Origin of the sequence: Actinoalloteichus hoggarensis, from assembly GCF_002234535.1 — a bacterium.
Classification (GTDB): domain Bacteria; phylum Actinomycetota; class Actinomycetes; order Mycobacteriales; family Pseudonocardiaceae; genus Actinoalloteichus_A; species Actinoalloteichus_A hoggarensis.
The window spans coordinates 5,852,644-5,865,056 of sequence record NZ_CP022521.1; the positions used below are offsets into that span (position 1 = coordinate 5,852,644).

Genomic DNA, 12,413 nt, shown 5'->3' on the forward strand with positions numbered 1-12,413 from the left:
CAGGGCACGGGGCCGCGTCGAACGACGGCCGCCGCGCAGGGCTCCGCGAGACCTCGTTCGAGACGGCGGGCGGCGGGCGTCAGGCACCGCCGCCGAGTGCGTTGACCACGCGAGACGCGCTGGGCCTGCCCAGGTGCTCCGCCATCCAGACGCTGGTATGCACCAGCGCGTCGAGGTCGACGCCGTGTTCGATGCCGAGCCCGTCCAGCATCCAGACCAGGTCCTCGGTCGCCAGGTTGCCCGTCGCGGACTTCGCGAACGGACAGCCGCCCAGGCCGCCCGCCGAGGAGTCCACCGTGGAAACACCGGCGCGCAGGGCGGTGTAGGTGTTGGACAACGCCTGCCCGTAGGTGTCGTGGAAGTGCACGGCGATCTGGCCGGTCGACACTCCGTTCGCGGCGAGGGACCGCAGCAGCGCCTGAACCTGACCCGGCGTCGCGACGCCGATGGTGTCGCCCAGCGAGAGCTCTTCGCAGCCGAGATCCAGCAGCCGCCGACCCGCCGCGGCCACCGACGCGGGATCGGCAGGCCCCTCCCACGGATCGCCGAAGCACATCGACAGGTAGCCGCGCACCCGCATTCCCGCCTCGCGGGCCCGTCGCACGACGGGCTCGAACATGGCGTACTGCTCGTCCATGCCTCGATTCAGGTTGCGTCGGGCGAACGACTCGGTGGCGCTGGCGAAGATCGCGATGTCTCGTACGCCCGCCTCGACGGCGCGGTCCAGGCCGCGTTCGTTGGGCACGAGCACCGGATGACGCACGCCGGGCGGTCGCGGCAGGTCCGCCAGCAGTTCGGCGGCGTCGGCGAGCTGCGGAACCCATCGGGGGCTCACGAAGCTCGTCGCCTCGAGCACGGTCAGGCCCGCCGCCGCCAGCCTGCGCAGAAACTCGCGCTTGACGTCGACTCCGATGACCGTCGACTCGTTCTGGAGACCGTCGCGGGCTCCGACCTCCCAGATGGTCACCCGCGCGGGCAGCTCGACGTCCTCGACGGCGGGCGAGTGCTGCGGCAGCCCGAGGGCGCGGACGGAGGTCATTCCGACCGACGCGGCTGCTGGGACCGCTGGGGGTAGTAGAAGTTGCCCTGGTCACCTTCGTCGATCTGCTGGTAGAGCATGCCGTGCACCCGCTCGACCTGCGGGACGTCGTCGAAGGTGAGCGCCTCGTCGGAGGCCGACTCGATGATCAGCGTGCCGCAGCCGAGGATGCGGTCGGTCAGGCTGTGCTCGAAGCGGACGCTGTTGATCCGGTTGAGCGGGATGTCCACACCGGTGCGGTGCAGGACGCCCGCCCGATACATGACCCGCTCGTTGGTCACCACGAAGTGGGTGCTCTGCCAGCGGATGAACGGCACGAGGAACAACCAGATGATCAGAATGACGCCGATCGAGCCGATCGCGATCCAGCCGATCGTGTTCCATTCCTGGTCGCTGACGTACAGCGCCCCGAAGACGCCCGCGGCTATGATCAACAGCAGGGCCACGGTCGGCCAGAAGATCATCTTCCAATGTGAGTGCTTGTGGACGACGACATGCTCGTCGTTGGTGAGCATGTTCTCCGGGTAACCCACGGTCTTTCCTCCAGATCAGGCCCTGCCGTCGTCTCCGACGCGATCACCGTACCGGCGAGACCCCGCGGACGGGACGGCGACGGCCATGACGATCCGGGACCGGACGGCCGTCGACGCCACTCCGCCGGCGTGCCCGTCGACGCCGCACGACGGTCCGAATCTGCCCGACCGAGACGGGCCTGTCGAGAGCGGACGCGGCGACGAACCCGAAACGAGCAGCGCCGCGGCTCCGGTCGGCAGCCACCGGGGTGCGGACCGGCCGCCGGGATCGTCGACGTGAGGTGCCCGTGCCGCAGGTCGCGCGCACGGGGCACCGCACGGCCGCCCGGGTCGCGTTTCGTCGCGAACCGGCCGCAAACCGACCTGCGGAGACCGGGCTCACGCCCAGGCTGGGCGCGGGCCGACACTCGGGGTGAGGCACCCGACGGAACCCTTCTTCGAGGTCCCGCTGTGTGTCGGGCCGAGTGTCGGGGCAGCAGCACGCTCCGAGTACTCGCCGAGGAACATCCCGATCCGCCGGAACGCCCTGTCGCGGCCCGGCTCGGGTGGCCGACCGCGGCGGGCGGTCACGCGGCGGTGCCGGAGACGATTCGCAGCCTGCGTGCTCGCCGACTCGACGGGCTCCGAGCAGGCGAAGAGGTCAAGGCGCCCGTAGGTGGACGACGTCGCCCGCGGAGTAGGCCTCGGTCTGCCCGGTGTCGGAGCGGACGACGAGCCGACCCGCCTCGTCGACGTCCACGGCGGTCCCGAGCACACTGCGGTCACCCGCCAACTCCACGCGGACCCGGCGGCCCAGCGTCGCACTCGCCTGCCGACAGGCCGCGAGCTGTCCGGATCGCACGACGTCGCCGTGATGGCTCCGCCAGACACGCTCGACCGCGTCCAGCTCGCGGAGCAGGTCGATCGCCAGGGCGACACGGTCGAGGCCGACGGCGCCCTCCGCATGCAACGACGTCGCCTCCGGGCCCTGCGGCCTGGCAGGCAGCTCCTCGGGACGGTGATCGACGTTGAGGCCGAGGCCGACGACCACGGCCGGGCTCGACACGCCGCCGCCCGGCGGTGGCTGCGTCACTGCCTCGGCGAGGATCCCCGAGCACTTGCGCTCCGCGGGCCCGACCAGCAGGTCGTTCGGCCACTTCATGGCCGCCGTCACTCCGGCCGTCGCTCGCACCACCCGGGTGAGGGCGAGCCCGGCGAGCAGCGGCAGCCAGCCGAAGTGCACCGGCGACACGCCCTCGGGACGCACCAGCACGCTCAAGTACAGACCCGCCCCGGCGGGCGAGGCCCACGATCGGCTCTGTCGGCCTCGACCACCGGTCTGCTCCTCGGCGATCAGGACGGCCCGATCCGGCGCGCCCGCCTGTGCCGCCGCGACGAGGTCGGCATTGGTCGAACCGGTGGTCGCCACCACGTCGAGCGCGGCATACGGGCCCGCGGGTCCGAGCAGGGCCGCGCGCAGCGTCTCCTGGTCGAGCGGGGTGCGCTCGGGATGAGAGGCCATCGGCGGAGCATACGGGCGAGGGCGCCGAATCGGCAGGTCGCCTCGGACCCCGCCGCGCGGATCGAGCGGCCCACGGGCGAGACGACCTCACCCCGACCGCGGCGGGGCCGTCACGCGGCACCGAGCAGGATGCGGCCCGCAGGTACTACGAGAGTCGGCGAGATGCCGGCTAGGCTCGGCCACATGAGCAGCGCAACCGAGCCCGTCGGGGACCTGTCGGACGTCGAACCGGACATCCACACCACAGCGGGCAAGCTCGCCGACCTGGCGCGCCGAAACCACGAGGCCGTGCACGCCGGGTCCGCCCGGGCCGTGGAACGACAACACGCCAAGGGGAAGCAGACGGCCCGCGAGCGCATCGACATGCTGCTCGACGCCGGCTCCTTCGTCGAACTCGACGAGCATGCGAGGCACCGGTCCACCAACTTCGGGCAGGAGCACAACCGGCCCTACGGCGACGGCGTCGTCATCGGCTTCGGCACCGTCGACGACCGCCCGATCTGCGTGTTCAGCCAGGACGTCACCGTCTTCGGCGGATCGCTCGGCGAGGTCTACGGCGAGAAGATCGTCAAGATCCTCGACCTGGCGTTGAAGACCGGCAGGCCGATCGTCGGCATCAACGAGGGCGGCGGCGCCCGCATCCAGGAGGGCGTCGTCTCCCTCGGTCTCTACGGCGAGATCTTCCGCCGCAACACCCACGCCTCCGGGGTGATCCCCCAGATCTCGCTGATCATGGGCGCCACGGCAGGCGGGCACGTCTACTCGCCCGCGTTGACGGACTTCGTGGTGATGGTCGACAAGACCTCCCACATGTTCATCACCGGCCCGGACGTCATCAAGACGGTGACCGGGGAGGAGGTCACCTTCGAGGAGCTGGGCGGCGCGAACACCCACAACAGCCGCTCCGGCGTGGCCCACTACCTGGGCGGCGACGAAGAGGACGCGATCTCCTACGTCAAGGCGCTGCTGGGACATCTGCCGTCCAACAACCTCAGTGAGCCGCCCGTCTTCCCGTCGCCGAACCCGACGGGCACGGGGCCGGTCGCCGACCAGCTCACCGAGTCGGACCTCGAACTCGACACGTTGATCCCGGACTCGGCGAACCAGCCGTACGACATGCACGAGGTGCTGTCGCGGGTGCTGGACGACGGCGAGTTCCTGGAGGTCCACGAGCGCTTCGCCCCCAACATCATCGTCGGCTTCGGCCGGGTCGAGGGACAGAGCGTGGGCGTGGTCGCCAACCAGCCCACCCAGTTCGCGGGATGCCTGGACATCGACGCCAGCGAGAAGGCCGCCCGGTTCGTGCGCACCTGCGACGCCTTCAACGTGCCCGTGCTGACCTTCGTCGACGTGCCGGGATTCCTGCCCGGCACCGAGCAGGAGTGGAACGGCATCATCCGGCGCGGCGCGAAGCTGCTCTACGCCTACGCCGAGGCCACCGTCCCGCTGATCACGACGATCACCAGGAAGGCCTTCGGCGGCGCCTACGACGTGATGGGCTCCAAACACCTCGGCGCCGACGTCAACCTGGCGTGGCCGACGGCCCAGATCGCGGTGATGGGCGCGCAGGGCGCGGCGAACATCGTGCACCGCAAGACCCTGGCCAAGGCCGCCGCCGAGGGCGAGGACACCGACGCGCTGCGGGCCCGGCTCCAGCAGGAGTACGAGGACACGCTGTGCAACCCGTACGTGGCGGCCGAACGCGGCTACGTCGACTCGGTGATCGCCCCCTCGCACACGCGCGGCTACCTCGCCCGCTCGCTGCGGCTGCTGCGCGACAAGCGCGAGACGCTGCCGCCCAAGAAGCACGGGAATATTCCGCTGTGACGGCGGGACGTGGGGCCGGGCTCGGGCTCGGGGCGGGTCCTGGGCGTGTACCGGGTCCCGGGCCTCGGCTCGACCTCGGTGCCCGGCGCACGTCGAGACTCGACGACGCGGCGGTGGGCGAAGCCTGCCCGGCAGGACTGGAGGACGATCATGAGTGATGATGCCGAGGGTCGACAGGGCCGACCGGTGCTGCGGATCATTCGAGGCGAGCCCGACGACGTCGAACTCGCCGCGCTGACCGCCGTCCTGGCGTCGCTTCCCGCAGCCGCCCCGCCGGTGACAGACCCGGAACCCGCACGCTCCGGCTGGGCCGACCGAGCCGCTTCACTGCGCCGCCCGCTCTTCCCCGGCCCCGATGCCTGGCGCCGATCGGGGCTCTGACGGCATGGGCGGGGTCGCAGCGGCGGACCATCCGACCGGTATCGTGACGCGTATCACGTGGTAGAAGACCGGCCTGGCGCCGAATAAAGCCGCAGGTCAAGAAGTATCGGCCCCGCGCGTGCGGGGATGGCTCTCAGCCGCGACCGGTGCAGGTCCAGCACGGCGGATCGGCCCCGCGCGTGCGGGGATGGCTCCCGTCGGGCTCGACGACCGGTTCAGCAACGGCGATCGGCCCCGCGCGTGCGGGGATGGCTCCTCGCGCACCTCCACCGGCACGTCGTCGGGCAGATCGGCCCCGCGCGTGCGGGGATGGCTCCACGATCTACTCGGACTTGGTCTCGACATCGCCATCGGCCCCGCGCGTGCGGGGATGGCTCGCGACATCGTGTCGACACCGGTCGTCACCAGCAATCGGCCCCGCGCGTGCGGGGATGGCTCACCGCCCGTCGAGCTTGGCCTCTCAATGGACACAATCGGCCCCGCGCGTGCGGGGATGGCTCTCCCGAGTCCAGGTAGTTGACCACGGATTTTGCATCGGCCCCGCGCGTGCGGGGATGGCTCGCGGTGCGGGGATGGCTCCTGCACGCTCCACGGCCGATGGCTCGTCGAGACATCGACCCCGCGCGGGGGTGGCTCGCCGTCGCGGCCTCGCGGCGGACCCTGCCGCGCCGGATTCTTAGTCGTCACACGGCGATGATCTTCGACCTCCGGCCCTCGGCACACAGGATCGCCGCGACCGACACCCACTTCGACCACACGTCGCAGTACACGGGGAGTTCCGCACGGTTGATCCAGGCGAGTGAGCAAACCGACGGCCGCCAGCTCGACCTTCGCTGGCGGCTTCGACGATGCGTCGCGGCGCCCGGGCTGGGCTCGCAACCCACGGACGTTGTCGGGGCTCAGCGGGACGATGGAGCCGAGGAGCAGCGCATCACGGGCCTCGCGGAAGAACACCAGCTCGGCCGGGTGGTCGCGGGTGCGCCGAAGGCTCAGCCAGCCGGTCGACGTCAACGAGCAGATCGCTCGGCCCCCTGCGTTCGAGTGCAGCCGTGGTCCTGCCTGCGGCAGGTGGCCCCGGCGATCACGGTCACCAGGACTTGCGCGTCGTCGCCTCAGCAAGTTCCCCGCGCCGTCTTCGCGTTGTGGCACTGGCGCATATCCCCGGCAGTCGTTCCGGTTGAAGGCCAGGCACTCACCGCCTCGGTGGGGAGGATGGTCGACCGTGCCCGCACCCGGCGACGCAGGACGGCTCTTCGCGGAGCCCCCTGATCACACCGAGCGGACCATGGCGGTCGTCGTAGACCCACCGCCAAGCCGCGCCACGCTGTCGGTGTCGGTGTCGGTGTCGGTGTCGGCGTCGGTCGAGCAGGGACGCACCCGGCGTCTGCTGCGGGTGGGCAAGAGCTTGGTGGGCATGGGCGGGAGGCTTCTGATCACGATGTGGTGACCAGCCATAACTCGGCGTGCGATCCCAGCGACGTCATGGGCGTGAAGAAGATGATGACGGGGGCCGTCGCGGCCCTTGTGTGCATGGCGGCCGGATGCGGGTCCACCGAAACCACCGAGGCAGCGCCCGACCATGGTCTTGTGCCGGAGTACACAGAGGTTGATGGTGCACTGGTAGTACCGGACGCCACGGAAGAGAGCGCGACGGCAGCGATCCACGACTGGTTCGCAGCGAACACCGACGACCAAGAGGCCGCATCGATCGCCGTGGTGCGCGACGAGACCGCGACCACGGTCGTCTGTCGCGGCGAATGGGTGGTGTCGGAAGACGCCTCGCAGCTCTACACGGCAGGTCGAGTCACCGGGGACACGTACCCGGCCACGCTCGTCGAGTGCCCGAACCCTGGTGGAGACGACCGTCCCGAGGTAGTAGGTGTGTCCGCACAAGAGGTGGTGGATGTGTTCGCCGCGGCGGATCTCGCTGTCCCAGAACCTCGCGATACGACGGCAGGCTGCACGGAACTGAGGTGTGCGTCGCGGGTGACCACGGACGCCGTCACCGTGCTGACGTTCGCCGAGGAGCCCCCCGCGATCGCGTACGAGGAGGGGTTCGGAGAAGGCGCGCATCGGGACGGCCTGGTGGTGCTGTCGTACTCGGCGGCGCGGACTCCCGAGGCAGATCAGGCAGCGTACGAGGCGGTGCTGGCAGAGCTGCTCGCTTCCTGACCGAACCCGGCCGCGGTGTCAGGGCCGACGGCGAGAACGGCCTTCCACACCAGCATCACTGGAAGGACGACGAGCGCCACAGCCGTCACCTAGAACCTCGAGATGGTGATCCGCCCTCGACGGTGCGGAGATCAAGTCTCAGCCCCCGGCCGCAGCCGGCATGCACGTCCCCGACGCCCGGCGCAACGTCTACATCGGAGAGGTCGACAGCATCCAGGCTGACTGAGGTAGTACGGCGCCCGGAGCCCCTGGTCGGCGGGAGCCGCAATCACACCGCTGGCTACGGGGGCAGGCAGGACGGAGGTCAGGAAACGAAGAAGCGCCACGGTCGTGCCGCAAGGCTTCTCGGCATCTTGGCCCTGGGCACACTTCACCGGAGTCAGCCTGAATGCCACCTGGTCGGATGCGTCCGCGAGTGTGCGCCGCGACCAGCGTCCACACGAAGCAGCACCCATTGACGGCAGGTGCAGTCGGCTGATCGGCCCCGCGCATGCGGGGATGGCCGGCTGCACCGCCGTCCGCCGCCATGATCACGAAGAGGGTGCGCGGTGGCGGCGGGGGGCGGCACGCGGACGTAGGCTGCCGTTCCGGCCTGCACGTCCTCCCCGGCTGATGCGCGCTTCCGGCACGGACCGCCGTCTCCGACACGAGGACCCGATCGACGTGCCGGACCGCCATCTCGTCGACGTCCATGTCCTGCTGGTCCGCGCAGGGGACGTGCTTCCGACACAACGTCGCGGCGGGTTGTTCGACGGGCTGTGGCACCTCCCCTCCGGCAAACTCGACGACGGCGAGGACGTGCTCAGCACCGCGGCACGCGAGGTCCAGGAGGAGGGGGCGTCGTGATCGACACCCGCGATCTGGCGCACGTCCACACCGTGCACGTGAACGACTCCGGGCCGGAACCGCGGCTCGGCATCTTCTTCACGACGCGAAGCTGGACCGGAACACCGGTGAACCGTGAGCCTGAGAAATGCCGCGATCTCGGCTGATCCGGCCTGCACGGGCTTCCTCGGACGTCATCGCCTACCCGGCGGCGGGGATCGCGGCGTTCCGCGACGACGTCTCCTTCTCCACCATGGGCTGAGAGCGCGAGTCCCGTCCCGACGCGATCCCGGTATGACGTCCTCCCCTGGTCACACACGGAATCGGCCTCCTGCGACCCCGCAGGCGACGGCGGCACGTCACGGACAGCCGAGCCGCCGCCGGTCCGATGACGGCCCACCGGCACTCCGAGAACCCGCCGGCTGAGCCGAGGCACCGACGAACGCGGCGGGCGCCTGCGCCGAACCGGTGTCGACGGCCGTCGATGCTCCGCCTCCGCCCGCGTCAGGCTCGACCGACCGGGCGAGACGCAGCGCTACCGTCGGCTGGTGCACCTCGAACTGGTCACCCTCGTGGTTCCGGAGTACGACCCGGCGATCGCCTTCTTCGTCGACGTGCTCGGCTTCGATCTCGTGTCCGACGAACCCGCCCTCACCGACGACGGCCACCCGAAACGCTGGGTGGTGGTGCGTCCGCCGGGAGCACGGACGGGGCTGCTGCTCGCCCGCGCCGACGGGGCCGATCAGTCCGCCGCCGTCGGCAGGCAGGCAGCCGGACGGGTCGGATTCTTCCTGCGGGTGGACGACTTCCCCGCCGCCCACCGCAGGCTGACGGCCGCGGGCGTCCGGTTCGTCACCGAGCCTCGGACCGAGCCGTACGGGCGGGTGGCCGTGTTCCTCGATCTCGTGGGCAACCGCTGGGACCTGCTCGGCCCGGAGTGACGGTCGTCTCGGCGTCCGCCACGAGGGTTGATGCTCGACGGTCCGGTGGACACCGAGACGACGGCGGCGACGGCGGTCCGGAGCGGACCGCGGGCGGCGTGGACGCGGCGGCGGTCATGCCGCCGCATCGTGTCCCTCCCCTGCCTCGGGACACGATGCGCCCGGAGGCCTCGTTCACTCGTTCCGCGCGGCGACCTGCTCCCGCGGCCTGTCCCCGGCCTGGCGCGGCTCCGGGTGAACTCGGCACCGAAGTCATCGGCCTCGGAGACCTGCCGGGTCTCGATCTCCTGCTCCCGACCGAGGGCGCGGGACGACGGCGCGCCCCTCGACGGCCTCCGCCTTCGACGCCATCGACATCGGCATCGGCCAGAAGCCCGCGACCAGCTCCTTGGCCTCGGTGAGGGGTTCGTCGACGACCGAGAATCTTCCGTCCTTGAACCGAACGCGGGCCCCTTGTCGCTGGAGCGCAGTCCCTTGCAGGCAAGCAGGATTCCCGAGTTCACCAGTTCCTCGTCGTAGCGGCCCATCTCGGCGGCAGCGCCTCATCCGGCAGCGCGCCCTTCTCCGTCTCCTCGGTCGCCTTCATGACGATCACGAATCGCAGGGTGTGCTCGCCTTCGTCGGTACTGATCGCCGGCAAGAGGCTCGGCGTCTCGCGACGCCCTCACGAGTGCGTCGAGCGCCTCGCCTCGAGATCGACACGGCCGCGAGATCCCTTCCGCACCGCGTCGAACGGGTCGCGGCGGCGCCCATCGAAGCAGGTCAGCACGGCGCGGCAGCGGAGTGGGTCGAATCGTGGCGGTGGCGGGTCCAGCGAGGGGGCAGTCCCGTCCGTCTTGCCGGCGACCGCGGACCGGGGTGGAGACTCCGCAGCCGATGCCGTTTCCGTCGGGCGGCCGTGGACCAGGCACCCGCGCCCGTCGGCCGGCCGACCGACGGTGACATCGCGGACAGTGAACGACACCGCAGGCGCCGTCACCAGCAGTGATGCCTGACGGAAACTCGTCCGATCTCGGCAGCGAATGGATCTGTCGCACCCCCCGCCGGGCCGTTAGCGTGTCAAACGACCTTGCCGTGTCATCAGGAGGCGCCCATGCCGACGAGACCACCGACAAGACGATTACTGGCACTGCCGCTGGCCGGTGCCCTGCTGGCCGGAACGGCGCTGCCCGCCGTGGCGACCGACGAGCAGAGGACACCGACGGACGCCGCGTTCACGCTCGACGGCGGTGTCAGCGCCCCTGTGCACTCCTATGCCGACGCCATCCGCGAGACCGTCTGGGTCGACATCGGCATGGACGGCGACCGCGACGGCGTCTCCGACCGAGTGGCGGCCGACATCATCCGGCCCGCCGAACCCGCCCAGGCAGGCCTGCCGGTACCGGTGATCATGGATGCCAGCCCTTACTACTCCTGTTGTGGCCGGGGCAACGAGAGCCAGCTCAAGACCTATGACGCGGAGGGCAGGCCGGAGGGCTTCCCCCTCTTCTACGACAACTACTTCGTGCCGCGCGGCTATGCGACGGTGCTCGTCGACCTGGCGGGCACGAACCGCTCCCAGGGTTGCGTGGACGTCGGCGGCCCCTCCGACGTCACCTCGGCGACCGCCGTCGTGGAGTGGCTGAACGGCGCCGCCACCGGCTACACCTCGCCGACCGGGGACGAGCACGCCTCGGCCGACTGGTCCACCGGCGCCGTGGGGATGATCGGCAAGTCCTACGACGGCACCATCGCCAACGGCGTCGCCGCGACCGGGACGCCCGGACTGAAGACGATCGTGCCGATCGGCGCCATCAGCTCCTGGTACGACTACTACGGCTCCGACGGCGCGGCCTTCCGTAACTCCCCCGCAGGCCTGGCCAGGACCGTGGAGCAGGGCGGCGGGCGGAGCGACTGCGGCCACGTCAAGGCCGAGCTGGACGCGGGCGCGCCGACCGACGGCGACTGGACCGACCTGTGGGAGGAGCGCGACCACACCAAGGACGCGGCGAACGTCCAGGCCAGCGTGCTCGCCGTGCACGGGCTCGGCGACCTCAACGTCAAGATGATCCACTTCGGCCGCTGGTGGGATGCGCTGGCGGAACACGACGTGCCACGCAAGGTCTGGCTCACCCAGGCCGGCCACGTCGACCCGTTCGACTTCCGCCGTGAGGAATGGGTCGACACCCTGCACCGCTGGTTCGACCGGTGGCTGCTGGAGGTGCCCAACGGCATCGACGCCGAGCCGACCGCCACCATCGAACGCGCCCCCGACGTCTGGACCGACGAACCGGTCTGGCCGCCCGCGTCCACCGCCGACGTCACGCTGACGCCGAGGGTGAGCGGCACCGAGGGGCTCGGCCATCTCGGCGTGCACCGGCATCCGCCGATGGAGAGCCTGCGGATCGAGCGCGGCGCGGGCGGCAACCAGTTCGCCTGGGCCGAGTCGCCCGATCAGCCCGCCGACGACCGGCTGCTCTTCTACACCCCGCCGTTGAGTCGGGACGCCCGGATCGCGGGCACCGGGTCGGTGACCGTGTCGGTGTCCTCCTCGCTGCCCGTCGGCCATCTCACGGCGACGCTGGTGGACTACGGGCCTGCCACCACCCGCGACTATCTCGGCAGCGGCGAGGGCATCCGGACGTTGTCCACCCGGTCCTGCTGGGGCGAGAGCACGCCGTTCGACGACGCCTGTTACCGCGACACCGAGACGACCACCGCCGACGTCGACCTGGAGATCTTCGCGCGGGGGTGGGCGGACATCGCCAACCACTCCTCCCGCACCGACGGGGAGACGCTGGAGCCGGGGCAGTCCTACGACGTGACCTTCCGACTCTCCACCACCGATCACGTGGTGCCCGCGGGACACCAGCTCGCACTGATCATCGGCGGCAGCGACTCGCGCTACCTGCGCGCGCCCTCGGGCACGCCCGCCCTCACGGTCGGGCTGCGCGGGACCAGCGTCGACGTTCCGTTGGTGGACGGCGAGATCCGGTTCGGCCCGGTCCGCGAGGAACCGCCGACGGTGCGGGAGCACCGCGTCCCCGAGGAACCGATGATCCTCGTGAACGGCGACCAGGTCCGGGGCTGAGCGGACTGCTCGAGCGTCATACGGTCCGGGCACGGGAGCGCACCAGTGATCGCCGCGCCCCGTGCCCGGCACCGCCAGGAGAGACGTCCGCCCCACTCCCGCTCGGACGCCGACCCGCCGTCGC

At 70.8% G+C, this 12,413-nt stretch carries 10 protein-coding genes and 1 CRISPR repeat array; of the genes, 7 read left to right on the forward strand and 3 right to left on the reverse strand.

The features are described from left to right. Positions 1–79 precede the first annotated feature (79 nt). The 3 genes from AHOG_RS24890 to AHOG_RS24905 all read right to left on the reverse strand — a co-directional run bounded on the left by AHOG_RS24890 (position 80) and on the right by AHOG_RS24905 (position 3,073). Entirely contained in the window at positions 80–1,039 is a 960-nt protein-coding gene (locus AHOG_RS24890) for a hydroxymethylglutaryl-CoA lyase (protein WP_093943479.1), read from the reverse strand. Then, complete coding sequence (locus AHOG_RS24895; protein ID WP_093943480.1) at positions 1,036–1,572, reverse strand: PH domain-containing protein; 537 nt, start codon at positions 1,570–1,572, stop codon at positions 1,036–1,038. Before AHOG_RS24895 ends, AHOG_RS24890 begins: the two co-directional genes overlap by 4 nt. Before the next feature lie 640 nt (positions 1,573–2,212). Further along, positions 2,213–3,073 carry a biotin--[acetyl-CoA-carboxylase] ligase gene (locus tag AHOG_RS24905; protein ID WP_093943482.1) on the reverse strand — a complete coding sequence of 287 codons (861 nt, stop codon included), beginning with the start codon at positions 3,071–3,073 and terminating at the stop codon, positions 2,213–2,215. A 183-nt stretch (positions 3,074–3,256) separates the two neighbouring features. On the opposite strand from AHOG_RS24905, the gene AHOG_RS24910 reads away from it, so the two are divergent. The 7 genes from AHOG_RS24910 (at position 3,257) to AHOG_RS24945 (ending at position 12,289) form a co-directional block, all read left to right on the forward strand. After that, positions 3,257–4,900 carry an acyl-CoA carboxylase subunit beta gene (locus tag AHOG_RS24910; protein ID WP_093943483.1) on the forward strand — a complete coding sequence of 548 codons (1,644 nt, stop codon included), beginning with the start codon at positions 3,257–3,259 and terminating at the stop codon, positions 4,898–4,900. 150 nt (positions 4,901–5,050) lie between these two features. Continuing rightward, entirely contained in the window at positions 5,051–5,281 is a 231-nt protein-coding gene (locus AHOG_RS24915) for an acyl-CoA carboxylase subunit epsilon (RefSeq protein ID WP_093944793.1), read from the forward strand. Between the two features lie 105 nt (positions 5,282–5,386). After that, a CRISPR array of direct repeats spans positions 5,387–5,842; the repeat unit is 28 nt; unit sequence ATCGGCCCCGCGCGTGCGGGGATGGCTC. A 661-nt stretch (positions 5,843–6,503) separates the two neighbouring features. Next, the gene (locus AHOG_RS24920) at positions 6,504–6,728 is read left to right on the forward strand and encodes a hypothetical protein (protein ID WP_093943484.1); all 225 of its coding nucleotides are present in this window, start codon (positions 6,504–6,506) and stop codon (positions 6,726–6,728) included. Further along, on the forward strand, positions 6,725–7,453 hold the full coding sequence (locus AHOG_RS24925) for a hypothetical protein (RefSeq protein WP_157737032.1): 729 nt from the start codon (positions 6,725–6,727) through the stop codon (positions 7,451–7,453). The genes AHOG_RS24920 and AHOG_RS24925 overlap by 4 nt, the downstream gene beginning before the upstream one ends. A gap of 663 nt (positions 7,454–8,116) precedes the next feature. Continuing rightward, a complete protein-coding gene (locus tag AHOG_RS30390) occupies positions 8,117–8,299 on the forward strand; it encodes an NUDIX domain-containing protein (RefSeq protein WP_311770191.1) in 183 nt (60 codons plus the stop codon). A gap of 527 nt (positions 8,300–8,826) precedes the next feature. After that, complete coding sequence (locus tag AHOG_RS24935) at positions 8,827–9,219, forward strand: VOC family protein (RefSeq protein WP_093943486.1); 393 nt, start codon at positions 8,827–8,829, stop codon at positions 9,217–9,219. A gap of 1,093 nt (positions 9,220–10,312) precedes the next feature. Next, complete coding sequence (locus AHOG_RS24945; protein ID WP_093943487.1) at positions 10,313–12,289, forward strand: Xaa-Pro dipeptidyl-peptidase; 1,977 nt, start codon at positions 10,313–10,315, stop codon at positions 12,287–12,289. The last annotated feature ends 124 nt before the right edge of the window (positions 12,290–12,413 follow it).